This is a genomic window from Erwinia sp. SLM-02 (assembly GCF_037450285.1).
GTDB lineage: Bacteria > Pseudomonadota > Gammaproteobacteria > Enterobacterales > Enterobacteriaceae > Erwinia.
This window is the reverse complement of the sequence record NZ_JAQISN010000001.1, coordinates 936561-960150: the sequence shown is the minus strand read 5'-3', so window position 1 is coordinate 960150 and position 23590 is coordinate 936561. Positions and strand designations below refer to the sequence as shown.

Here is a 23590-nt window from a genome sequence, read left to right as displayed (position 1 = left end):
GTTTAAAGGTATTAAAAAATTTCTATGTGCGATCGCGAAGTTCTAATGGACTATATCCTTGAATGCATAAGAGGAATGGCACCCAAAGATGTTGAAATAATGAAAGACAGCGACCTCGTTAACGATCTCGGCCTGGAATCCGTTCAGGTGATGAATCTGTTAATGATGCTGGAAGATAAACTCGATATCTCCATTCCAATGAATATCTTGCTCAACGTCAGAACACCTGAACAACTTCTGGAAACCTTATTCTCATATCTGGAGAGCACTCATGGGTCTGTATGATAAATTTGCCCGCCTCGCTAACCAACGAGAACAGTTTCAGACATCCGGCCTTAACCCCTTTGGGACCTGCATTGATGAAGTCTATTCCGCCACGGAGGGCCGAATTGGCGATCGGAATATTATCCTGGCAGGAACGAATAATTATCTTGGCTTAACGTTTAATGCCGAGGCCATTGCCGTGGGTCAGGCGGCGCTGGCGCATCAGGGAACCGGCACGACCGGCTCGCGGATGGCGAACGGCAGTTACGGCTCCCATCTGGCTCTGGAGCACGAACTGGCCGAATTCTTCGACCGCCCCACCGCTATCGTTTTCTCTACCGGCTATACCGCGAATTTAGGCGTCATCAGTACGCTGGCGGACCCGACTGCCGTGGTGCTGATAGACGAGGACTGCCACGCCAGTATTTATGACGCCTGCGTGCTTGGCGGCGCGCAGATTATTCGTTTCCGTCACAATGATGCCGGGGATCTGGAACGGCGCATGATCCGCCTCAGGGAGCGTGCAAAAGACGCCATTATCATCGTCGAGGGGATCTACAGCATGCTGGGTGACGTGGCCCCGCTGGTTGAGATTGCCGATATCAAAAAGCGCTACGGCGGCTATCTGCTGGTGGACGAGGCGCATTCCTTTGGTGTGATGGGGTCGAGCGGTCGGGGTCTTGCACAGGAACTCGGCGTTGAACAGGATGTGGATATCGTGCTGGGCACGTTCAGCAAAAGCCTGGCCTCAATCGGCGGTTTTGCCGTCGGATCTGAGGCCATGGAGGTTCTTCGCTACAGCAGCCGCCCCTACATTTTTACCGCGTCCCCTTCGCCCTCCTGCATCGCCTCTGTGCGGGCCTCTTTGCGCATCATTGCTCAGCAGCCCGTACTGCGTGAAAAACTGTGGAGTAACGCTGCCAGACTCTATCAGGGCCTGGAAAAACTCGGCTACACCCTTGGCGCGCATATCAGCCCGGTAGTGCCGGTGGTGATTGGCTCGAAAGAGGAGGGGCTTCGTTACTGGCGTGAACTGATCGACAGGGGCGTGTATGTCAATCTCGTCCTGCCCCCGGCTGCGCCGTCAGGGATCACGCTACTCCGCTGCAGCGTTAATGCCGCACACAGTGAAGCCCAGATCGACACGATTATAGAGGCGTTCACCGCCCTGAAGGATTGAACGCGTAATGCCGCAAAGGATGGGGCGACGGTCAGGATTTATCCATATCGAGTAGCTGCTTTAACAGGCTAATGACCTGAACGACCTGCTCAGGCGTCAGCGCCCCATCCTTTGCCCACTGAACCCTTCCCTCGCGATCCAGCACCACAATCGTAGAGCTGTTCTCTTCCAGGTTCCAGGCTTTGCGCCCCAGGCCATCACTGTCAATAATAAACTGGGCCCAGGGATAATGCCGCTGATTTTTCTCCACTTTACTGACAACAAACAGCCCCGTTCCGGGGAACTCATCATCTGTATTGATTATCGTGGTGGGCTGGAACCGGTCTTCAGGAAACTTCGCGGCTTTTATAGCTTTGATCATCACTGAATTTTTCTTTTTTGCTGACCGACGGCCGGCAATATACTGCACAATGCGAATTTTCCCCGCCAGCCGGGAGGTGTTCCAGCTTCTGTAGTGAATGTCATCACCCTCAAGCACTAACTCACCGCGATCCTGTATTTCAATCGGGATCATCCTCTCTCCCTTGATGAAATTGTGCGCCGATGCCAGCCCGGGGAGCAGAATAAATAACAATACAGCGGAGAAATTGATTCGCATCTTCCTTCCTTGTCAGCGCGGTCATCACCGGCAGATTTTTCACCTAAAGCGGATAACGCGTCAGAAATAATTCAATCGGCTGGCGAATGTTGTTCGCCATCAGGCTTGACTCACTGTAGGATCTGCGGCCGGATAATTTATCGGCAACCATTTCATCATGGCGATCACCCATTAATCCATTGATATTGGACAGAAACCCGGAAAGCTGACGGGCATCAAGATTATCAGGGTTCAGCGATCTCAGCGTGTCATAGTACGACACCTGCTGACTGATTATTTTTCGCACCGTATGGAATTCCTTTCCTGTTAATTCGGGGTTAATAATCATATTTTTCAGCCTTTTTATCTGCTGCTGTCGGTAACGTTCAAATCCCTGTTCGTCATCCAGTACGGCATGCCGCAAAGAGGAGTGAACCCGTACCCATACGGGCGGGCTAAAATAAACCTTTAACAGCCGACCGTAGAGGTTAATATTTTTTTTGTTCTGATTGCGAAACGCATCCTGAAAATGCCCCAGCAATACGGTAGTCTGACGAAAAAACAGCCCGGCCTCATGCTTTTTAGTGTAAAGACGCTGGGCAAATCGCAAATGTTTATAACGCGCCCGGATATATTTGTACTGCATTCTCTCGTCATCATTCAGTATTCCCCCCTGCATAACTTTCTTAACCAGCTGCAGCAGCGCTACACGGTTAACACCCTCCAGCCAAAACTGCAGGCATAATGAATAACAGTGATAAACATTATCCGCAGAATATTGCAGCCTGATACGCTCAGGAAGCACTGAAGATGTTCCTATCTTGTCATCTTCCTCGACAGCAGCGAAAAGACGCTCAATGGTTTCGGGCGGAAATTTTTTCCATTTTTTACGGCTCATGTTTTCCAGTCTCAGCAGAAGTATTTAAAGAAAGCAAACCACGGTGGCAATAGGCCCGTAAGGTCGGTATTAACGAGAACAGGACGTCACAACACTGCCCGCCGAAGTAGGCATAGGCGGCCCCAATGACACCGAAGAAGTGAGGTAATACGATTAACAGAATAATGTAACTTGCAGAAGCGAATGTCTGCATCACCAGGTAGAGGCGTTGCTTCCCCGCCATCAATAATAATGATTCCTGCGGGAATCCCATCATAGAGATCACCACCGCGCCCAGCATCACCTGGATAAGATCGTATGCCTGAATGTATTTCAATCCAAAAACGACGGAGATTAATGGTTTACCCGCCACCATCACCACCAGAGCTGCCAGTATGCCGATGCCTCCGGCTAACATGGCCGACCTCAGCCCCAGTATCCAGGGGCGTTTAGTGCACGGGTCCAGCCGCATAATTTCCGGATAAAAACTTTTTGACAGCAGGCTGGCCGGTGTACCTGCCGCATCAAAAACGGTCATCGCGATTTTAAACAGCCCTGCGGCTACCGGCCCCAAAATAATCCCAACTAAAACCGTGCTGCATGAGTTACGCGCCGACCAGATAGAATGCGAAAGATTGGTTGTCCATACAAAATTCCATGCCCCCGCCAGGCGGCGTGCGGGTTTGAAAAAGCCGGGGCGCAGAGCATGATGAAAATCGTTGCGTCGCAATTCCCGTGCGGAAAACCACCAGAATAGAACGCCCGCGAACAGATTAGAGAAAAACCAGGTGACAATAAAACCGGGAAAACCCAGGTGACAGAAATAAGAAATAAGACTGCCAATGGCGATCAGGAAGGGTTTAATTGCCTGCTGAACGGCGATCAGATCGAAGCGGTCCAGCGTTCGGAGTATGCCTGTTGGCGTTGACGACGCCATAAATGGAATGAGCGTGCAGTAGAGCAGAGCGAGTTTGAAATTTTCCGCATCCAGCCCGATGATATCAGAAAGCCACGGGAGTAATAGCATGCCTGCGACCATTGCCAGCGCACCGCTGGTAATATCAAGACCGAATGAGAATGAAATCACATCGCGAAAACGCTGTAAATTTTTACTGACCAACGCCGGCATGCCAAACTGGACGATAAACTGCCATGTCTGAAACTTTGCAAAATCACTGACCGCTTTCGTATAGGACTGGATAACGATAAGAACGCCAAACATCTCCGGCGACATTCCTCTACCTGCGCACGAAAGCGCAAGCAATCCTAATAAAGCACTCACAACATTTCCGGATCCTAAATAGATGCTGTTCCGGATAATGGTACGAAAAGCACCATCAGCAAACCATTTTTTCATGAAAAAACCAGCCCATAGATGGCCTGTTAATCAGAGCAGGTTATCCATCACTTCGTCGATTTCATTCCGCCTGACATGTATTAAAATAACGTGCCATCGTAATAAGCCACCGGCGTTATTTTGAAACCGGCTGGCTTGCCGTGCTTTCTCTTTTTCCAGGAAAACTGCGGTGACTCCCTGTTCAAGCGAGGCGACAGGATAAACGATAACGTTTAGAGGCTAAAGGTCTTTGCGGACAAACCGCATTAGTAATCAAAAAAATAATATTGATGAAATCCGACCGTTCATTTCCATCAAAATATCATTTACGCCAGATTAAACATGGCATTGATTAAATACTCCGGGATTATTTTTCTGTTTATGGCGATGCATTCCTGCGCTGCGACGGCACGACGGAAAAGCCCCCGCCAGTCGGTGCCAGATCGGGCTCTGGTGAAACAGGCTGTAGCACGACGCAGCAGAAGATGCTGAAAGGTAAACGCACAGCCATCATCGGTGGCGGGCGGGATTTCGGCGCGGCCGTCGGCTTAACGACCGGTGTCGGCTTAACGCCTGGCCTCGGCAGCCGATATCACTACCCAGGTTTCATGATGTTAATAAAATGTTTAAATATGGCAGCGTGAAAGCTTATTTTTTTGCACTCTATGGCAAAGCAAATAAAAAATAATTTTTTCCATGATTTAGATTTCATATTTGTCAGAAAAGTCGTTAATATTTCCCCATTCTGAATTCTGCAACCGGACTTTCGACTTGGTGTCTCTGCTCAGCCTTTCGCAACGTCGCATGCCAGCCTTTATTGCCGTCCTGGCAATACTGATGCTGTTTATTGCACCAGAGGTTTCTAAAACCCTGGTGCAGTGGCGTGCAGCAAATGCGGTAACGGCTCACGACGTGCATCCGGGCAGATCGCATCACGCCATGCCCGACGGCCCGATGACGATGCGCGGTATCTCCGATGCGTCGCCGGAAAGGGCAATACCTGCACACGATATGGCGGGAACGGCTGCGCACAACATGGCGGAAATGACCGCGCATGATATGCCGGGAACGCCTGCGCACAACATGGCGGGAACGCCCGCTTCCGGCATGGCGCATCACGCCGCCCCAGCGATAAGTGCGGGCAGCAGCGCTGAAAAATCGCCATCAATGGCGAATCACGATGCCCTGCAGCCCGGGATGACGATGATGGACGATCTCGCCTGCGGCTACTGTGAGCTGCTGGTTCACTTCCCGTTTATGATCTGGGTGCTGATCCCGCTTATCTGGCTTTTATGTACTTCAACGCGTGCGCCGCCGGTGCGCCTTATCGTCTCTTTCTTTCCGTTTTTCCTGCCGGGCACCTGCCTGCCGCGAGCGCCGCCTGCCCGCTAAATTATCCAAAAAATTACCATAAAAATATCATTCCTGATTAATTTTCAGGAAGTAACACCTGCATTTTAAATTATGTGCTCTGCACAGGATCGCCCATGTCCCTAATTCATCGCCAGGATAAAAATACGCGCGGTGCCGTGCTGGAATTTTTCCGCCGCCTGCATTTTTATATCGGGCTGTTTGTCGGCCCGTTTATTTTCGTCGCCGCGTTAACCGGCACGCTTTATGTTTTCAGCACGCAAATCGAAAACCGGATTTATGCGCACGAACTGACCACGCAGCCCGTCGGCGAAGCGCAGTCGCTGGCGGACCAGGTTTCGGCAGCGCGGGAATATGTGGGTGAAGAAACCCGGATTTATGCCGTACGCCCTGCCCCCGGCCGCTTTGATACCACCCGCGTGCAGTTCGTTGACCCGGCGCTGGGTTCATCTGAATCGCGGGCAATCTTTGTCGATCCTTACTCACTGCAAATTCGCGGCGATCTCACCGTCTATGGCAGCAGCGGATCGCTGCCGCTAAGAAAGTGGATCGATCAGGTTCATCGTGGGCTGCTGCTCGGGGATGCGGGGCGTCTCTACAGCGAACTGGCGGCCTCCTGGATGTGGGTTGCCGCCGTCGGCGGCCTGGCGCTGTGGTGGCTGAGCCGCCCGAAACGCCAGCGTAAAAAAGCGCAGGGGCGCATTGCCGCCAGCCGCCGTTTGCACATTACGCAGGGCCTGTTCCTGCTGGCCGGGCTGCTGATGTTCTCCGCCACCGGGCTGGCGTGGTCGCAGTGGGCCGGTGGCAATATCGATAAAATGCGTACCGCCTTTAACTGGCTGACGCCGCAGGTCAGAACCACGCTGGATCCCCACGCCGTTTCCCACCTGCCTGCCGACCCGCATGCCGAACATCATATGTCGATGCCCGGAATGACCATGCCGTCGGCGGAGGACGATGTCTGGCAGCAGGTGCTGGCCAGCGCCCGACGGGCGGGAATTGATGCGGCGAAGGTGGAGATCCGCGGCCCGAAAAGTGAGGGTAAAGCCTGGACCGTTGCCGAAGCCCAGGCCCGCTGGCCTTCGCAGGTGGATGCCGTTGCCGTCGATCCCCGCGACATGCGCGTTATCGATCGCGTGGAATTTGAGCAGTATCCGCTCGCCGCCAAACTGACCCGCTGGGGCATCGACTTCCACATGGGACTACTGTTTGGCCTGCCAAACCAGCTGTTGCTGACCGCCTTCGGCATCGGCGTCTGCGTGATGATTGTGCTGGGATACCGTATGTGGTGGCTGCGCCGCCCGACGGCACCGGCGGGAAATGTCGCCAGCTCGCTGCTCCACGCCTGGCTGCGCCTGCCGGTGCGCTGGCGTCTGGGGTCTCTGCTGGCCGGTGTAGGACTGGGCGGGTGTTTACCGGTAATGGGTGCCAGCCTGCTGGCCTTCCTGTTGATTGATATCGCGCGCTGGCAGCGCCAGAAGCGCCTGATGACACAGTTCGCCTGAGTGAACGGCGATAAACGTATCCCTGCTGCTGGCAATCGTTCAGCAGCCGTTTGTAATGCAAGGAGAAGTTCAGATGGTATTACGTATGAAAAAAGCTTTCACCGCAGCAACCGTACTGGCCGCGGCACTGGTTTCTCAGCACGCTCTGGCCCACGCCCATCTAGCCAGCGCGTCACCGGCCAGCAAGGCCGAGGTGAGCAGCTCACCGAAAGAACTGACCCTGACCTTCACCGAGGGCGTGGAGGCCAGCTTCAGTGGTGCATCCCTCACCGGCGCCGATGGAAAAGCCATTGATACCGCGAAAGCGACCGTGGACAGTGCGGACAACAAGGTTCTGCATATCCCGCTGGCATCCGAGCTGAAGGCGGGTGAATACATGGTCGACTGGCATGTGCTGTCCGTTGACGGCCATAAAACCAAAGGCATGTATAACTTTACCGTTAAGTAATCTCACCGCCGGACAGGCTGAACAGCTGTTCGGCGGACATCGTTGCCCCACCGCAGACAATCACCAGCGGATGATGAAACGGTTTCATCACCGCTTTTTGCTCATACACGCAGGCCAGGCTTGCTCCACATGCCGGTTCCGTCACCACGCGATGGTCGTCCATAAACCGACGGCACGCACGCACCGCCTCTTCATCGCTCACCACCTCACTGATAACCGGATGCAGCCCGGCCAGCTTCACCGCCTGCTCACAAACCTTTTTCGCCCCAAGGCTGGTGGCAATCGTACTGAGGTGCTCAAGCTCCACCGCCCGCCCGGCTTCAACCGCAGCGCGGAATGAGGCTGCCCCTGCGGTTTCAACCGCAATGACCGGAACATCGGACAGCCCGTTACGCTGTAGCCCTTCAATGACGCCGGACAGCAGCCCGCCGCCACCGACGGACAGCACGACCGCATCGGGCCGGACGCCGCTGGCCACCACCTCATCTATCATCGTGGCATGTCCCTGCCAGAGTAACGGATCGTCAAAGGGATGAAGGAACGCGTCCGACTGCCCCTTCAGGCCAAGGGCGTACTGATTGGCCTCCTGCCAGGACGCCCCGTGAACGATGACCTCGGCCTCTTCAAGCAGCAGCAGCGCCTTTGCGCGGGCGGACGTGGTTTCCGGGACCACAACGGTGACCGGCACGCCCAGCGCTCTGCCGGCAAAGGCGACGGCCAGGCCCGCATTGCCGCCCGACGATGAGATAAACCGCCGGGCACCCCGTTCGTAATAGCGAAGACAGGCCAGCCCGATGCCGCGAATTTTGAAGGAGCCGGAAGGCTGCAGCGCCTCCATTTTCAGCCAGACATCGCTGCCGTTCAGCTGGCCGAGCGCACGAGAGTTGAGTAAAGGGGTATTCAGATGTAATTGCATATCAGGATGCCTGTTCGACGGTTAACAAACCCTGTTCAGCCAGCGAGTACGAAACGGAAAGCTGGCCCTTACGAAACTTCACGCTGTTTATCACCACCTCACCAACCCGATCGGTACTGGCGACGTGCGTACCGCCGCAGCTGTAGAGCGGCAAATCGCCCCAGGTAATACGCCGAACGCCGCCGGAGATATCCTGCCGGCGCGGCAGCGCCTGCCTGACCAGTGCGTTGACGGCAGCGCGCAAAGAGTCCGCCTCGGGTGCGGCGTGCCCGGCGACCGGGGATTCAAACACCACCCGTCCTTCACCCGGGCGGTGGTTGCCCTTAATCGCCGTCCAGCCCCGGGCCTCACCCACGGCGGCAATTAAATGCCCGGCCGAGTGCAGGCGGGTCGTTAACTGCCGATGGGCCTCATCCACCGCCATCAGCCATTCCCCGACGGCCAGGGGTCGATCGGTCACGTGCACCACCTCTTCATTATCCAGAAAAACGCCAACGACCCGGGCAGGACCAATCTCCCCCCGATCGGAGGGCTGCCCGCCGCCCTGAGGATGAAACAGCGTTTCCGCCAGCCGGAGATGAAACTGCCCTTCCTCCGCCGGCGTGCAGGAAAGAACGGTCGTGACTGCGCTGAGGCTGTCGCTTGAAAGGTAAAGTTTGCTGGTCATCGGCCCTCACCGTCGTTGAATGGTAATCCGTGTTGATGTTTCAACATTTTGTTTATATTCTTAACTATTATGACATCCGACACAACGAGTTTTATTTATGACTGCCCGCGACGAAAAATCACAGCTGATCGGCCAACTCAGCGCAATCATGGACGCTTTTTCGTCCGTTTCAGGCCGCCATATTGAGGTCGTGCTGCACGATCTTTCCCGGCCGGAATCGTCGGTGATCAAAATCATCAACGGCCACGTTTCCGGCAGAAAACCGGGCAGCCCGCTGCTGGCTGCGCCGGAAAACGACCGGGGGTTTCTTGGCCTGCTCAATCAACCGGCTTCCCCCACGGGCGGCGAACCGACGGTATTCGCCGGCTATCCGACGACCAGCCCCCAGGGAACTCCCCTGCACAGCTCAACGGTTTTTTTCAACGATGCGCACGGCAAGCCTCAGCTGTCACTCTGTTTTAACGCCGATAACAGTGCCATCGACGCGGCGCGTGAAGCCCTGGCGATTTTGCTTCCTCAGCCGCCGCAGGAAAAGCCGGATCGGGAGGCCGGACTGGAAGAAAAGCTGGATGAGGTGATTCGCGCCTGCATACCTCCCACCGGGCACCTGCGGACCGGCGCCACTAAACAGGAGAAGGTGGAGATTGTTCGCCAGATGCAAAACCGGGGAATGTTTCTGGTTCGCGGCGGCGTTGAGAAAGCGGCAAAGGTGCTGGGCGTAACCCGCTATACCGTTTATAACTATCTTGACCAGATCAAAAAAATGTCCTGAGCAAGATAAGACGCAACGCGGCCCCTGCGCGACGGCGTGGACGTCTTTTGATCGGAGAATTGCCCGTTTCGCTTTTCACCGTCCAGCTCCCTGACCAACAGGAAACCTGCACCATGTCTGAATATCCTGCTATCGCACTTATCGGCCCGGGTGCGATTGGCACCACCATCGCGGCGGCGCTGCATGAAGCAGGCCGTACCCCCACGATCTGTGGCCGCACCGCCCACGACAGTCTGCTGCTGCGAGTTGATGACCGCCGCATCGACGTTCCCGGGCCGGTCCTGACCGATCCTTCAGCCGTACAGCATCATTACGATCTGGTGTTCGTGGCGGTGAAATCCACCCAGGTCGCCGAGGCAGCACCGTGGCTGGCCGCCTTGTGCAGCGAAAAAACGGTGGTCTGCGTGCTGCAAAACGGCGTTGAACAGCGCGCGCTTTTTGCGCCCTGGCTCTCTGCCCGCCAGATCCTGCCTTCGGTGGTGTGGTTCCCCGCGCAGCGCGAGGCGGGAAATGTGGTGTGGTTACGCGGCAGCCCGCGGATCACCGTGCCGGACGTGCCGGAAAGCCGTCTGGTGCTGGAGGCGCTGCGCGGAACCCGCTGTGAGGTCGAAGTCACCGCGGATTTCGCAACGGTGGCCTGGCGCAAGCTGATGCAAAACGCGCTGGCGGGCCTGATGGTACTGACCGGCCGCCGCGCAGGGATGTTTTCCCGCATTGATATCACCGGACTGTCGCTCGCCCTGCTGCAGGAGTGCCTGGCGGTGGCACGTGCAGAGGGTGCCACGCTGGGTGATGAGGTTCCGCAGGAGATCCTGGCCTGGTTCCACCGCGCGCCGGCCGATCTCAGTACCTCGATCCTGACCGACCGCGAGGCGGGTCGGCCGCTGGAATGGGATTGCCGCAACGGGGTGATCCAGCGACGCGGGCAGGCGCACGGTATCGCCACGCCGATCGCCGACCTTATCGTGCCGCTGCTGGCCGCCGCCAGCGATGGCCCCGGATGATCAGGGGCTCCCGGGAGTCTCTCCCGACGCCAGCTGCGCCCTTAACGCGATATCAATCTTAATGCGGTCGTCCACCACCACCGCCAGCCGATCCATATTAAAAGCAGCGCGTGAAATGGTGGTGGTGGCATAGAGCGTCAGATTTTTTGCCGACGCGTTGGCTTCCTTTTCCGCCAGCGTGGCCTCCAGTATTACCGGCCGCTGCACGTCTTTGACCTGCAGTATGCCAAAAATCCGGAACTGGCCGTTGCCCTTATCCACCACCCGGGTGCTGGTAAAATGAATCGAACGATAGCGAATGGCGTCAAAAAACATCCGGCTTTTGAGCTCCCAGGTCAGCATATCGTTAGAGGCTTTCAGCGTGGCTACGGGAATGTTCACGCTGATATGGTCATTGAAGTCATGGCCGGGATCCAGCCTGACCTCGCCGGTGACCCCGTTCAGCCGGGCCTGAGAAAACGTGTTTCCGAAGGCATTCCATGAAAGTGCAATATCGGTCCGGGTGGACGATACCCGATAGGTGAGCGGCGTTGCGTACAGCATCGGGCTGGTCAGCAGCCCAACAGCCAGCAGCGTGGCGATGCGAGTCATACAGCGAATCTCCAAATCAGAGCGAGCGAATACGCCCGGGGGAGTGAGTGTTCAGGAAACCCCATAACTAAGAAATCGATGCACCACAGCTTGCAAGCGGGTGTGCGGAGGCCTGCCGCCCCCGAAATCACCCCCGTACCATACGACATCGGCTCGGGTCTGAGTGATGCAGGAAATGCCTCTTTTACTTGCCGCTGCCCGCTGGCTACCTTTAGGATAGCGTGGCAAATTTTCCCCCTCTGTCAACAAGGAATACCCATGGTAATACGCGCTGCCCTGACCGGAAAATCCCGTCTTTTCATGCTGACGCTAGTGTTCTTCTGGAACTTTTCAGCACAGGCGGCCTCTTTCGACTGCCAGAAAGCAGCGACGCCAACAGAGCGGGCAATCTGCGCCGATAGCGCACTCAGCGGTCAGGATCAGACAATTGCTGAGCACTATCAGCAACTGGTTACCCTTCTCCCCGAGGCGGAAAAAAATGCCCTGCGCAACGAACAGCGCAGCTGGCTTAAGCAGCGCAATACCTGCGCCAGCGACAGCGCATCGCTGAACGCCTGCCTGGCTCAGCGCCTGAGCCTGCGGGATAACGAACTCCGTACCCGGCTGCATCAGGCGCAGGTCGCACTGGATGCGGTGATTGCCACGATCCCGACAACGCCGGCTCAGGCTGCGGTTCAGCTCCGCCGCTACGGCAATACGCCGCTGGCGGCGGCCTGGCTGGTGTATCTGCATCAGTTCATCCCCACCAGCGGCGTCAGCCAGCAGGATGCGCAGCGTGCGGAAAACACCGCCACGACGGCCCTCGCGGCGCAGGACAGCTTTGCCGCCTCGATTTTGCAGGATACGCGTAAAGATCCAAAAACCTCGCGCAATGAAGCCGTCCTGATGCTGCTGCGGATGACGATTGAGATGAGTGGCTACGACGCAGACGACAGGCCTTACGTTCACTGCTTTGTTTTTGCCCGTCAGGGCGACGAGGCCTATCAGGCGTTTGGCCCACTGTACGGCTCCAGCCGCGACGGCTCTGCGCCAATCTGCGCCCCTCAGGGCGGCCTGTTTAAGCAGGAGGCCTGGCGGCAGCTGCGCAATCAGCTGACCGCACCGGAAAGCGCCGTCAGCGCTAACGCCGGCACCATCCGCTTTGCCAGCTTTGCCGCCTGGCGCATTCTTGCCCTGCGCGCCACGCTGTCGCCGCAGAGCTTCCTGAAACCCGGGCAGAGCCCGGAGCAGAACGACGACCCGGCGCAGCGCATCCGCGACTGGACCGACGAGAAAAACTGGCCTGCCACCCAGCGCCAGCTGACGCTGGCCGCGATTGAACCCGCTCAGCAGGCGACCAGCCAGTGGCTGCAGCTGGAGCGGGGTTTCTCAGCCGCGGATGCGCCTGTTGCCGCACAGAATATCGTCCGCCAGTGGCTTAACCAGCATCTGGACTATCTTGAAGAGAACAGCGATAGCGAATAATTCTATCTTAACGCCCTTAAAGCGAGATAACGCCCCTTTATAACGGGCTAACATGGTGTATAATTCCAGGAATTTCACCGGTCATTTAAAGGAAGAAACGATGAATAAGCTATTTTCCACCTTTTCCATTCTGATGCTGGCGACCTCCGTGTCGGCGATGGCGGACGCCGGATCCCGGCCTGAGGGCGATCCCGGTGCGCAGCCGCTGGAAAAAATTGCCCCTTATCCGAAGGCGAAGCCGGGGATGACGCGTCAGGTTATTACGCTGCCGCCGAAGGACAATGAACAGGATCTGAAAGTGGAGCTGCTGATTGGTAAAACGCTGGAAGTGGACTGCAACCGGCATATGATCGGCGGCACGCTCAAGCACGAAACGCTGTCCGGCTGGGGCTATGGCTACCTGGTCGTTGATAAGCTTTCCGAACCGGCATCAACCATGATGGCCTGTCCGAACCGTGCAAAAGAGCAGAAATTCATCGCGGCCAGTCTGGGCCAGGATGCCCTCCAGCGCTATAACAGCCGCCTGCCGATCGTGGTTTATGTGCCTAAAGGCGTAGAGGTAAAATACCGCATCTGGCAGGCCGCCGAAACGGTCAGCCAGGCCACTGAAAAATAAACACCACCTCACCCACCGGCGGCACCTGCCGCCGGTGGGAAAGTCAGAAGTATTGCACCACTCTGCCCGGCGCCACGCGCTCTACCGCAGCCATAAACGTCCGCCAGTCGGTGCTGTCCACCCTGCAGGTCTGGGTAATAATCTCTTCGAACCCCTCTCCCATTGGTCGCGATGCCTGGGTATCACGGACGATCAGCGCTTCATAGATACGAATAAGCAGCGGACTGCGGATATAGTCAGCAAATATCGCCTGCGCCTCCTCCAGCGTTCCATACAGCGGTAAGGCATACTGATGTCGACCGCGTTCGGCATCGAAGTTAAAACGTAATTCGCCGTCCTTGAGGAAATGCAGCAGCAGCGCGGTATCCAGCACCGCCACCTCATTCAGCGCGTAACCGGCATGATACTGGCCATTGATTAAGACCAGGGGCAGCACCTGAAGATCGTCGCGCCCGTCTAAATGGGGGAAAAAGATCGCGCAAAAAGCGGCCAGATGCTTACGCACGTAATCCGCCTTGCGCTTTGCCTGAGTCGTTTTGTGCAGCAGGCCGTTGTCATCAAACATATCGTTGTGATAATCCAGCGGCGTAATCGGCGTTTTACGGCTGCGCGCTTCTGCCACGACCACGAGATTGCCGAAAGTGAAGGCGAGATCGATCTCCTCATAATCCTCACCCGCATAAAATTTTCCCACCGGTGAAAAGTGTAAATGCTCCCGCATCAGCGGATTGGCCTGGCGACATTCCGCCATCACCCGCAGCAGATCCTGCTCAAACAGCCTGCCGCGCCGCTCGTGACGGCTGTCGATCTTCTGCAGCCAGCAGTCAAAATTGCGGCTGAAGCTGGCCGTCAGAAAGGCGCTGACCGGGAACGCCACGTCCCCTTCCAGCTCCACCAGCGGCTGGACCCACAGATCTTCCTGCAGGGTTTTACCGCGCCAGGTCAGTATCTTCAGCGCCTGCTCCACCTGCTGTACGCTGTACCCGGTACAGCCGGTCAGCAGGCGGACCAGCTGCTGGCGGTCAAATGCGGGAGCCAGGGCCAGCATCTGCTGCCAGTCGTCCGGAAGGGGCCGGCGGCCGTGGGTGTGCTCTTCACTAATCTGCTTCGCCAGCACGCTGAGATGAAACCAGATACGCAGCACGCGCTGCAGCCGGCGATCCGCCTCCACCTCGCTGTTCTCATCGATCAGCGATCTGAGGTGATGATCCAGATGACCCTGCGGCGAGATCCACTGATACGCCGCCTGCAGCTGCACATCTTCAGACAGCGCCTGCCAGCCGCACAGCGTCAGTGGCCGATCGGGCCCCTGATAGCACAGCTGTGGCCCCTCGATCATAATCATCCGCTGGCGCAGCATGCTGCCCGCTTCCAGAGCCGTCGTGCCGTGATGGTGGTCGCGCCGGTATTCGGAAACGGCCTTAACAGCGTGCGGAAAATGCCCGATGTACTGCAGCAGCACGCGGTCGCGGTCGGCGGCAAACGCGGCGTGGCCGTACAGCATCTCCTGCCAGAGCAGGCTGAAGCTGTGATAGTACTGGGACATTTTCGACTCGTTGTACAGCAGGTCCATACGGCTCATCAGGCGCGGGCGAACGGCGGGAAACAGCGTGCTGAGACTGTCGCGATATTTGAACAGCTCCCACAGCACCAGGCACAGGCTGTCCAGCCGCTGCATATTGACCGAGTTAACCGCCGCCTCTTCGCCGCCGGCCGTCTGTGCCGAGCGGCGTGCCAGCATCTGCTCCAGCGAGACCGGTTCGCGCTGCCTGTCGTTCTCGATTTGTTCGTTAATCACCTGATAAAACGCCGCGTTGGCGGCGGCCAGATGCGCGCGAGCCAGTTCGATGTAGTTCAGCGGCGTCTCTTCGCCGCAGGTAAACTGCTGGCGGCTGCGTTCAATACGCCTGAAATGGCCGTTCAGCCACACGGCCCCGCTGGCAAACCCGACGCCCTGATGGTCGCCATACTGGCGCAGAACCTCCGTCCATGCCCGCTCGCTGAACTCCTCCGGGCGATGCGGATGAGGTAGCTTACGCTCGCGCGCCAGCTTCACTAAGGGATGATTTGGATTCATTGATTAGCTTTCCTTATCCTACACAGGAGGGCAAGGATAAAACGGATCCTCCGGCGAATGCCACCCGTCGTCAGGATTTTTAACAAAGCGCTTTTAATCTGCTGCAATCTGATTACACTGTTTTTTTCTCATTTTTTCTTAAGGCAAAGGCTGTAATGAGTCAGAGATATCGTGTGTTCATCGACGGTCAGGCGGGTACGACCGGTTTGCAAATCCAGCAGCGTCTGGCCAGCCATCCTCACATTGAATTGCTCAGCATTGATGATGCGCAGCGCAAAGACGCGTCTGCCCGCCAGGCTCTGATGAAACAGGCTGACATCACCATCCTTTGCCTGCCCGATGCCGCCGCGCGTGAAGCGGTTGCACTGGCGGATGAAGTCGGTGCCCGCGTGCTGGACGCCAGCTCCGCGCACCGCGTACAGGACGGCTGGGTTTACGGCCTGCCTGAACTGGATGCCGGTCAGCGCGAGAAGATCCGCCAGGCCAGCCACGTTTCTAACCCCGGCTGCTATGCCACCGGCGCTATCGCCCTGCTGGCACCGCTGACCCGCGCGGGCCTGCTGGCCGCCGATCGCCCACTGGCGATTAATGCCGTATCCGGCTACAGCGGCGGCGGCAAGGCGATGATTGAAAAATACCAGCAGCAGGGCACCGGTTTTGCCGCCTACGGCCTGGGCTTCGATCACAAGCACCTGAAAGAGATGCAGGCCTGGGGCGGGTTGAGTACCCGGCCCATTTTCCAGCCGGGCGTGGGTGATTATGCCCAGGGCATGCTGGTGTTTATCCCGCTGAACGATACCGACGGCGAACCGCTGCAGCGCGAGCTGGCGGCGTTCTATGCGGGCCAGCAGTTTATTCAGGTACGCGAGCTGAATCAGCTGGATAACGATACCGCACCGTATCTGCTGCCGGAGGCGTTGAACAACAGCAATAATATGGAGCTGTTCGTCTTTACGCATCCGCAGCAGCGTCAGACGATGCTGGTCGCTCGCCTGGACAACCTCGGTAAAGGGGCGTCCGGTGCCGCCGTACAGAACCTCAACATTATGCTGGGGCTGGCGGAAGAAACCTGCGTGGATCTGTAACCGCCGTCACGCCGGGAAACTTCATTCCCGGCGTTCTGCCTGCTGCTACGGCAAAAGCCCCCATCTGAGTTATATTTATCCGCATCCTTCCCCGAATTGTTACTGAATGCAAACGCGGGAAAGCAACGGCGGATATCCCTCATACCCGAGCGGGCATCGTGCCCGTCGTGACGAAAGGCAGGAGCCATAACGTGACGCTGTACGACATCAAACCCAAATTTCAGAACCTGTTAAGGCCGCTGGTCGCCCGACTGCATGCCGGCGGCGTGACAGCCAATCAGGTCACCCTGCTGGCGATGGTGGCCTCCGTGGTGCTGGGCGGCATATTGATCGCCTTCCCGCACCCGCTGTTATTTATCTCCCTGCCGATTTTCCTGTTCCTGCGCATGGCGCTGAACGCCATCGACGGCATGCTGGCGCGAGAGTTTAATCAGCAGTCCACGCTCGGTGCCGTGCTGAATGAGGTGGGCGATATCATTTCGGATGCCGCGCTCTACCTGGCTTTTGCCTTCCTGATCGGCATCTCACCCTGGCTGGTGGTGGTGGTGGTACTGCTGTCCTGGCTGACGGAATTCTGCGGCATCCTTTGCCAGACGCTGACCGGCGTGCGCGACTATCGCGGCCCGCTGGGGAAAAGCGATCGCGCTCTGGTCTTTGGCGCATCGGGCCTGGTGATTGCCCTCTGGCCGCAGTTTATCGGTGCGTTTAACGTGGTGTTCGCCGTCTGTGCCCTGCTGCTGGTCTGGACCTGTATTAACCGCTGCCGCAGTGCGATTGCGGCGAAAACCGTCTGAAATAAGGAATCGGTGATGAGTCAGCCAACACGTCAGTGCCGGGAAGGTACGTTTATCACCAGCGACGGGGCCGGGCTGTATTTCCGCCACTGGCCCGCAGCGCAAAGCGCCAGCCGTAAAGTCATCGTGCTGTTCCATCGCGGGCATGAGCATTCGGGGCGCTTACAGCACGTTGTTGATGAGCTGATGATGCCCGACGCCCACTTTTATGCCTGGGACGCGCGCGGCCACGGCCACACGCCGGGAGATCGCGGATATAGCCCCAGCCTGGCGCGCTCGGTGCTGGACGTGGACGAATTCGTGCGCTTCGTCGCCGGAGATGCGCAGGTCGACATGGAGGACATCGTGGCGATAGCACAGAGCGTCGGCGCGGTGCTGGTCGCCAGCTGGGTGCATGACTACGCGCCCAAAATCCGGGGGATGGTGCTGGCTTCCCCGGCCTTTAAGGTCAAGCTGTACGTGCCTTTTGCCCGCGCCGGACTGGGGTTAATGCAGCGCCTTCGCGGCCTGTTCTACGTCAACTCCTACGTAAAGGGAAAATTCCTCAGCCACGATCCGCAGCGCATCGCCAGCTTCGAGCAGGATCCCCTGATTACCCGGCAGATCGCCGTCAATATCCTGCTGGATCTGTATAAGACCGCTGAGCGCATCGTTGCCGATTCCGCCGCCATCACCCTGCCCACTCAGTTACTGATTTCCGGCGATGATTTCGTGGTACACGCCGGGCCGCAGAAGCAGTTTTATGCCGGGCTGCGCAGCGCGATAAAAGAGCAGCATATTCTGCCCGGCTTCTATCACGACACGCTGGGCGAAAAGGATCGCCAGCTGGCCTTCGATAAAATGAAAAGTTTTATCGACCGCCTGTATACCGCTGCGCCTTACGTCTTTAACTACGATGAGGAAGACCGCTGGAGCCCGAGCGCGGATGCCTTCCGCGAATTGCAGGCGCCGCCGAACTCCCGCTCGCCCGAGGGGCTGTTTTATGCCGCCATGAGTTTCGGGATGAAAACCCTCGGCCGGCAGTCGGCGGGGATGCGGCTGGGCTATGAAACCGGCTTCGACTCCGGCAGCACCCTGGATTACGTTTACCGCAATCAGCCTGAAGGCAGGGGGTTACTCGGCCGGACGATCGACCGGCAGTATCTGAACAGCATCGGCTGGCGCGGCATCCGGGTCCGGAAGGTGCATATCCAGCAGATGATTACCCGGGCTGTGGCGCAGTTACAGCAGGACGCGTTGCCGGTAAGGGTGGTGGATATTGCTGCCGGACACGGCCGCTACGTGCTGGATGCGCTGGAAAATCAGCCCGGGATTGAAAGCATCCTGCTGCGGGATTACAGCGACCTCAATGTGGAAAAAGGCCAGGCCATGATTGCGTCGCGCGGGCTGGGCCATCTGGCGCAGTTCCGGCACGGCAACGCCTTTGACACCGCTTCCCTCGCCGCTCTCGATCCTGCCCCCACGCTTGGCATCGTCTCCGGGCTGTATGAACTCTTCCCGGATAACGCGCTGATTAAAGCCTCGCTGGCCGGGCTGGCGGCAGCGATCCCGCCGGGCGGCGTGCTGGTGTACACCGGACAGCCGTGGCATCCGCAGTTAAAAACCATCGCCTGGACGCTGACCAGCCATCAAAACGGCATGCCGTGGATTATGCGCGTGCGCAGCCAGAAAGAGATGGACACGCTGGTGGAGGCCGCCGGTTTCGAAAAGCGCCAGCAGGTCATTGATGAATTTGGTATTTTCACCGTATCGCTGGCGGTAAGAAAGCCCCATGGCTGATTCCGCCGTTGCACCGGGCCGCTACCGCCTGTGGAAGCAGGCGTTATGCTGGCTGCTGCTGCTCGGGCCGCTGTTCTTTCTCAGCTACGGGCAGGTCAACCATTTTACCGCCGCCCGCGCCGACGTCGGCAGCCTGGTCTTCAGCTGGGAACACGCCATTCCCTTTATGCCGTGGACCATCGTGCCGTACTGGAGTATCGATCTGCTGTACGGCATATCGCTGTTTATCTGCACCTCACAGCGGGAGCTGACCCGTCATGCCTGGCGGCTGCTGGCTGCCTCGCTGGTCGCCTGCGCCGGTTTCCTGCTGTTTCCGCTGAAGTTTACCTTTACCCGCCCGGACTCACCGGGGCTGTTCGGCTGGCTGTTCCACCAGCTTGAACAGTTTGACCTGCCTTACAATCAGGCGCCGTCGCTGCATATCATTCTGACCTGGCTGCTGTGGCTGCGCTTTCGCCAGCATTTAACCGGCCCGGCGCGCTGGCCGGCCGGCGGCTGGTTCTGGCTGATTGCCGTCTCGGTGATGACCACCTGGCAGCACCACTTTATTGACGTGATAACCGGCATAGCGGCGGGCATCGCCATCAGCTACGCCATTCCGGTGACGGGCCGCTGGCGCTGGCAGCGGCCTTCTTCTCGCGCCCGGCGGCTGGGTGGACGCTATGCCATCGGTGCGCTGCTGATGGGCCTTCTCGCGTGGGGCGTGCCTTACGGCACTATTCTGCTGTGGCCTGCCGCCGCGCTGCTGATGGTGGCCGCCGGCTATGCCGGGCTGGGGACCACCGTGTTCCAGAAAACGCCGGAGGGCCAGCTGTCGCTTTCCGCCCGCTGGCTGCTGTGGCCGTATCTGGCCGGGGCCAGGCTGTCGAAGCGCTGGTTTTCCCGCACGCTGCCCGCCACATCGCCGGTTTTTGCGGACGTCGCCCTTGGCGGCTTCCCCGACCGGCCATTGCCCTTCACGGCGGTGCTGGACCTGACCGCTGAATTTCACCATCGCCCCGCCCCCGGCGCGGCCTGGCACAGCTACCCGATGATGGATCTGCTGGTGCCCGATCTGGCGGATCTTCAGCGCGCGGTGGAACGGCTAAACCGGCTGCGCACGCCGCAGGGTTCACTGCTGGTCTGCTGTGCACTCGGCTTATCCCGCAGTGCGACGGTAGTCGCCGCCTGGCTGCTGGCGACAGGGCACGCGGCCAGCGTTGCGCAGGCAGTTGAAACGATCCGGGCACAGCGGCCGCAGGTGGTACTGACGCCGGAGCATTTACGGCTGCTGGAAGATTTTCAGGAGGTCTCATGTCCGATATCCGCATGACGCATCGCGTGCTTCAAATCCACCTCGCCAGCTGGCGCGGCTTCGCCCTGCTGAGCCTGCCGCCGCTGGCGCTGGCCTTTCTGCTGCTGGGGTCTTACCAGAGCGCCCTGTTGCTGGTGCTGTTTTTGCTGACGCAGTATTACTGCTGGCGTCTGTGGCTGGATGAGCGGCTGTTCACGCTGCTGAAAACCGAGCACGACCTGGCGCCGTTTGACGCCGCGATGGCCCGCTTATGGTCGGCTAAACCCGGCCCCGTGCGTTCATTCGAGGCGCGCTGGCACGGCGTGCGGCGGATATTTCAGCGCGCAATCGGGGCGCTGATCGCCCTCTGGCTGGTGGCGCTTTTTTCGGTTTTATGGATGATTTAGCCGGGTAACCCCCTCTCCGGGATCCGCGTCTGGGGTGTCATCATGCCGGCATTTTTCCCGCGGCAGGGTGCATCATCATCAGCAATTTTCTGCCTGTTCCACCCGCCAAAATATCCATCTGACTCACATTTTCCGGCTTCCTTCCCTGACCAATGACGAAAAGTCGTCTAAAGTTTTTTGCAGGGTCAACAGCTTACAGATCAAACCGGGTCTGGACATGGAGAAAAGCCGATGAGAAAAGTCGAACAACGTCGATTGAGTGCGCGCCTGATTTATCCGCTGCTGCTGGCGGGAATGGTCGCGGCCAGCTGTGCGGCGCAGGCGGAAGACAATCAGCGAATGCTGAGCAGCACCCCGCAGCCGCCGGATGTCCGCCTCGGTCCGCTGTATCACGCCGTACAGGCGGCGAAATTTTACCCCGATCAAAAAACCTTTGCCGATGCGGTACCTAAGAGCGATCCGACCTCCATTCTCGCCGACTGGCAAATGCAGAAATCGCAGGGCAATTTTGATCTCAAGCGCTTTGTGAATACCAACTTTACGCTGCCGGGCGAGGGTGAGAAGTACGTTCCTCCCGCCGGGCAGAGCCTGCGTGAACACATCAACGGCCTGTGGCCGGTGCTGACCCGCTCCGCCAGCCAGGCCAACCAGTGGGATTCCCTGCTGCCGCTGCCGAAGCCTTACGTGGTGCCGGGCGGGCGCTTCCGCGAGGTCTATTACTGGGACAGCTACTTCACCATGTTAGGGCTGGCCGAGAGCGGCCACTGGGATCGCGTACAGGATATGGTGGATAACTTCGCCTGGGAGCTGGACAAATACGGCCATATTCCTAACGGCAACCGCAGTTATTACCTCAGCCGTTCGCAGCCGCCGTTCTTCAGTATGATGGTCGATCTGCTGGCAACCCACGGCGGTGACGAGGTTTACAGTAAATATCGTCCGCAGCTGCAGAAAGAGTATGACTACTGGATGGCCGACGCCGAGAGTGTAGCCGCCGGTGCGGCCAGTAAGCGGGTGGTGAAGCTGAAAGACGGTACGGTACTGAACCGCTACTGGGACGCGCGCGACGTGCCGCGCACCGAATCCTATATGGATGACATCACTACCGCCGATAAAGCCAAAGATCGTGAAAAGGCGTCGCTGTACCGCGATCTGCGTGCCGGTGCCGCCTCCGGCTGGGACTTCAGTTCCCGCTGGTTCGATAAGTCTGACGATCTCAGCACCATCCATACCACGCGCATCGCGCCGGTAGATCTGAATGCGCTGGTGTTCCACCTGGAGAAAACCCTGGCGAAAGCCAGCCGGATTGCCAAAGACGATGCGGCCGCGAAGCGTTTTGATACGCTGGCGGAAAAACGCCAGCAGGCGATTAACCACTATCTGTGGGATGAAAAACAGGGCTGGTATGCCGATTACGACTGGCAGAAAGGCAGCGTGCGCCCGCAGCTTACCGCCGCGGCGCTGTTCCCACTCTATCTGCAGGCCGCCACCGATGACCACGCGAGCAAAACGGCCAACGCGGTGCAGGCACAGCTGCTGAAGGAGGGCGGGCTGGTGACAACGACCGTCAACAACGGCCAGCAGTGGGATGCGCCGAACGGCTGGGCACCGCTGCAGTGGGCCGCCGTTGAGGGGCTGAATCACTACGGCAAGCAGGAACTGGCGAAAGAGGTCGGTATGCGCTTCCTGCAGAACGTGCAGGCGACCTACGATAAAGAGCACAAGCTGGTGGAAAAATACGTGGTCGAGGGTAAAGGTCTGGGCGGCGGCGGCGGCGGTGAATATCCGCTGCAGGACGGCTTTGGCTGGACCAACGGCGTGACGCTGAAGCTGCTGGATCTGTACTGCCCGAAAGACAAGACCTGTAACAACGTGGGTGATATTGGGGTGGTGAAAGCGGCGCAGTAGCGCGGGTTAACTTCTGCGGGGATTGCCTGCCTGCTTTTTCCGGGTGATGTGTTGTCTGCGTTCTCAGTGAAGGCGCGGACTGGCGATTTTCCCTAATGGGCGGTCCTCGCGCCGCTGTGCGGTACCTTCACTTCGTTCGTCAGCCTTTCGGACCAGTGCAGACGGGGCGTCCTGCCCCGGCTGCACTTTTCGTCCGCGTCCCTGCGGCCGAATCCGGCCTTCCTCTCTCCGTTCAGCGCTGCGGATACCCAACCGGGAAATCCACCCGTCCGCTTCGTTACTATGATGCTGCCTTCAGGAAAAACACCCACTCAGCTCAGGCTGGCTCGCGGACACCTATGCTCATACGGCCGAATCCGGCCCTTCTCTCTGCGCTCAGCGCTGCGGATACCCAACCGGGAAATCCACCCGTCCGCTTCGTTATTCCAGTGTGGTATTCAGTAAAAGCCACCTGTTAATGTATGGCTCATATATCTTCAGAAAAACACCCACTCAGCTTAGGCAGCGACGTAAATAGCCGAAAGGGAGCCAGCCTGTGCGGCGGCCGGGCAATCCGCAGCGCCGAGGTGAACGCAAGAGGCCAGGAGACGTCAGCAGGACGCTGGCGTCAGGCGGGGTCGGACCAGGGATGGTCCGTCTCCGCCGGTCCGACCGGCCGGATGCGGCAACCGAGGGCACC

General features: G+C 58.2%; 21 protein-coding genes and 1 pseudogene. 15 read left to right on the top strand and 7 right to left on the bottom strand.

Annotated elements, in window-relative coordinates; all coding sequences use genetic code 11:
- Nucleotides 1-24: 24 nt before the first annotated feature.
- Both PGH32_RS04560 and spt read left to right on the top strand, forming a co-directional pair.
- Nucleotides 25-285 (top strand): acyl carrier protein, encoded by a 261-nt coding sequence (locus PGH32_RS04560; RefSeq protein ID WP_314425548.1) that lies wholly within the window; start codon nucleotides 25-27, stop codon nucleotides 283-285.
- Nucleotides 272-1444: a serine palmitoyltransferase gene (spt, locus tag PGH32_RS04555; RefSeq protein ID WP_337893301.1), complete on the top strand. Its 1173-nt coding sequence runs from the start codon at nucleotides 272-274 to the stop codon at nucleotides 1442-1444. The genes PGH32_RS04560 and spt overlap by 14 nt, the downstream gene beginning before the upstream one ends.
- A 31-nt stretch (nucleotides 1445-1475) precedes the next feature.
- On the opposite strand, the gene PGH32_RS04550 is transcribed toward spt, so the two are convergent.
- From PGH32_RS04550 to PGH32_RS04540, 3 genes are read right to left on the bottom strand one after another with little or no spacing between them, the layout of a single operon-like run.
- Nucleotides 1476-2042 (bottom strand): YtfJ family protein, encoded by a 567-nt coding sequence (locus PGH32_RS04550; protein WP_337893300.1) that lies wholly within the window; start codon nucleotides 2040-2042, stop codon nucleotides 1476-1478.
- Nucleotides 2043-2085: 43 nt separating this feature from the next.
- Nucleotides 2086-2919, bottom strand: coding sequence for a hypothetical protein (locus tag PGH32_RS04545; protein WP_314425556.1), 834 nt, complete (start codon nucleotides 2917-2919; stop codon nucleotides 2086-2088).
- Nucleotides 2909-4255, bottom strand: a complete 1347-nt coding sequence (locus PGH32_RS04540; RefSeq protein WP_337893299.1) for a lipopolysaccharide biosynthesis protein — start codon at nucleotides 4253-4255, stop codon at nucleotides 2909-2911. Before PGH32_RS04540 ends, PGH32_RS04545 begins: the two co-directional genes overlap by 11 nt.
- A 753-nt stretch (nucleotides 4256-5008) precedes the next feature.
- Here PGH32_RS04540 and PGH32_RS04535 point away from each other — a divergent pair.
- The 3 genes and pseudogenes from PGH32_RS04535 to yobA all read left to right on the top strand — a co-directional run bounded on the left by PGH32_RS04535 (nucleotide 5009) and on the right by yobA (nucleotide 7558).
- Nucleotides 5009-5626, top strand: a complete 618-nt coding sequence (locus PGH32_RS04535; protein WP_337893298.1) for a DUF2946 domain-containing protein — start codon at nucleotides 5009-5011, stop codon at nucleotides 5624-5626.
- 95 nt (nucleotides 5627-5721) lie between these two features.
- Nucleotides 5722-7089: pseudogene (locus PGH32_RS04530) on the top strand (PepSY-associated TM helix domain-containing protein); the annotation flags it as partial.
- 106 nt (nucleotides 7090-7195) lie between these two features.
- The gene (gene yobA / locus PGH32_RS04525; RefSeq protein WP_337893297.1) at nucleotides 7196-7558 is read left to right on the top strand and encodes a CopC domain-containing protein YobA; all 363 of its coding nucleotides are present in this window, start codon (nucleotides 7196-7198) and stop codon (nucleotides 7556-7558) included.
- On the opposite strand, the gene PGH32_RS04520 is transcribed toward yobA, so the two are convergent.
- Together PGH32_RS04520 and PGH32_RS04515 are read right to left on the bottom strand one after the other, a co-directional pair.
- Nucleotides 7551-8474 carry a pyridoxal-phosphate dependent enzyme gene (locus PGH32_RS04520; protein WP_314425565.1) on the bottom strand — a complete coding sequence of 308 codons (924 nt, stop codon included), beginning with the start codon at nucleotides 8472-8474 and terminating at the stop codon, nucleotides 7551-7553. The two genes, yobA and PGH32_RS04520, sit on opposite strands and share 8 nt — an antisense overlap.
- Nucleotide 8475: 1 nt before the next feature.
- Nucleotides 8476-9141, bottom strand: a complete 666-nt coding sequence (locus PGH32_RS04515; RefSeq protein ID WP_337893296.1) for an alanyl-tRNA editing protein — start codon at nucleotides 9139-9141, stop codon at nucleotides 8476-8478.
- Between the two features lie 97 nt (nucleotides 9142-9238).
- On the opposite strand from PGH32_RS04515, the gene PGH32_RS04510 reads away from it, so the two are divergent.
- Nucleotides 9239-9913, top strand: coding sequence for a helix-turn-helix transcriptional regulator (locus PGH32_RS04510; protein ID WP_337893295.1), 675 nt, complete (start codon nucleotides 9239-9241; stop codon nucleotides 9911-9913).
- 113 nt (nucleotides 9914-10026) lie between these two features.
- Nucleotides 10027-10917, top strand: a complete 891-nt coding sequence (locus PGH32_RS04505; RefSeq protein ID WP_337893294.1) for an oxidoreductase — start codon at nucleotides 10027-10029, stop codon at nucleotides 10915-10917.
- Here the strand turns inward: PGH32_RS04505 and PGH32_RS04500 are convergent, their stop codons facing one another.
- A complete protein-coding gene (locus PGH32_RS04500; RefSeq protein ID WP_337893293.1) occupies nucleotides 10918-11508 on the bottom strand; it encodes a YceI family protein in 591 nt (196 codons plus the stop codon).
- Nucleotides 11509-11766: 258 nt separating this feature from the next.
- Between PGH32_RS04500 and PGH32_RS04495 the strand changes: the two genes are divergently transcribed.
- Together PGH32_RS04495 and eco are read left to right on the top strand one after the other, a co-directional pair.
- Nucleotides 11767-12972 carry a lysozyme inhibitor LprI family protein gene (locus PGH32_RS04495; protein ID WP_337893292.1) on the top strand — a complete coding sequence of 402 codons (1206 nt, stop codon included), beginning with the start codon at nucleotides 11767-11769 and terminating at the stop codon, nucleotides 12970-12972.
- Between the two features lie 100 nt (nucleotides 12973-13072).
- Complete coding sequence (gene eco / locus PGH32_RS04490; RefSeq protein WP_337893291.1) at nucleotides 13073-13588, top strand: serine protease inhibitor ecotin; 516 nt, start codon at nucleotides 13073-13075, stop codon at nucleotides 13586-13588.
- 43 nt (nucleotides 13589-13631) lie between these two features.
- Here the strand turns inward: eco and PGH32_RS04485 are convergent, their stop codons facing one another.
- On the bottom strand, nucleotides 13632-15665 hold the full coding sequence (locus PGH32_RS04485; RefSeq protein WP_337893290.1) for a hypothetical protein: 2034 nt from the start codon (nucleotides 15663-15665) through the stop codon (nucleotides 13632-13634).
- 155 nt (nucleotides 15666-15820) lie between these two features.
- Between PGH32_RS04485 and argC the strand changes: the two genes are divergently transcribed.
- The 6 genes from argC to treA all read left to right on the top strand — a co-directional run bounded on the left by argC (nucleotide 15821) and on the right by treA (nucleotide 22911).
- On the top strand, nucleotides 15821-16750 hold the full coding sequence (argC, locus tag PGH32_RS04480) for an N-acetyl-gamma-glutamyl-phosphate reductase (protein ID WP_337893289.1): 930 nt from the start codon (nucleotides 15821-15823) through the stop codon (nucleotides 16748-16750).
- A gap of 191 nt (nucleotides 16751-16941) precedes the next feature.
- Nucleotides 16942-17544, top strand: coding sequence for a CDP-alcohol phosphatidyltransferase family protein (locus tag PGH32_RS04475; protein ID WP_337893288.1), 603 nt, complete (start codon nucleotides 16942-16944; stop codon nucleotides 17542-17544).
- Between the two features lie 15 nt (nucleotides 17545-17559).
- Complete coding sequence (locus tag PGH32_RS04470) at nucleotides 17560-19323, top strand: bifunctional alpha/beta hydrolase/class I SAM-dependent methyltransferase (protein WP_337893287.1); 1764 nt, start codon at nucleotides 17560-17562, stop codon at nucleotides 19321-19323.
- The gene (locus tag PGH32_RS04465; protein ID WP_337893286.1) at nucleotides 19316-20635 is read left to right on the top strand and encodes a phosphatase PAP2/dual specificity phosphatase family protein; all 1320 of its coding nucleotides are present in this window, start codon (nucleotides 19316-19318) and stop codon (nucleotides 20633-20635) included. The genes PGH32_RS04470 and PGH32_RS04465 overlap by 8 nt, the downstream gene beginning before the upstream one ends.
- Complete coding sequence (locus tag PGH32_RS04460; RefSeq protein ID WP_337893285.1) at nucleotides 20617-21003, top strand: hypothetical protein; 387 nt, start codon at nucleotides 20617-20619, stop codon at nucleotides 21001-21003. Before PGH32_RS04465 ends, PGH32_RS04460 begins: the two co-directional genes overlap by 19 nt.
- Nucleotides 21004-21234: 231 nt before the next feature.
- Entirely contained in the window at nucleotides 21235-22911 is a 1677-nt protein-coding gene (gene treA, locus PGH32_RS04455; RefSeq protein ID WP_337893284.1) for an alpha,alpha-trehalase TreA, read from the top strand.
- The last annotated feature ends 679 nt before the right edge of the window (nucleotides 22912-23590 follow it).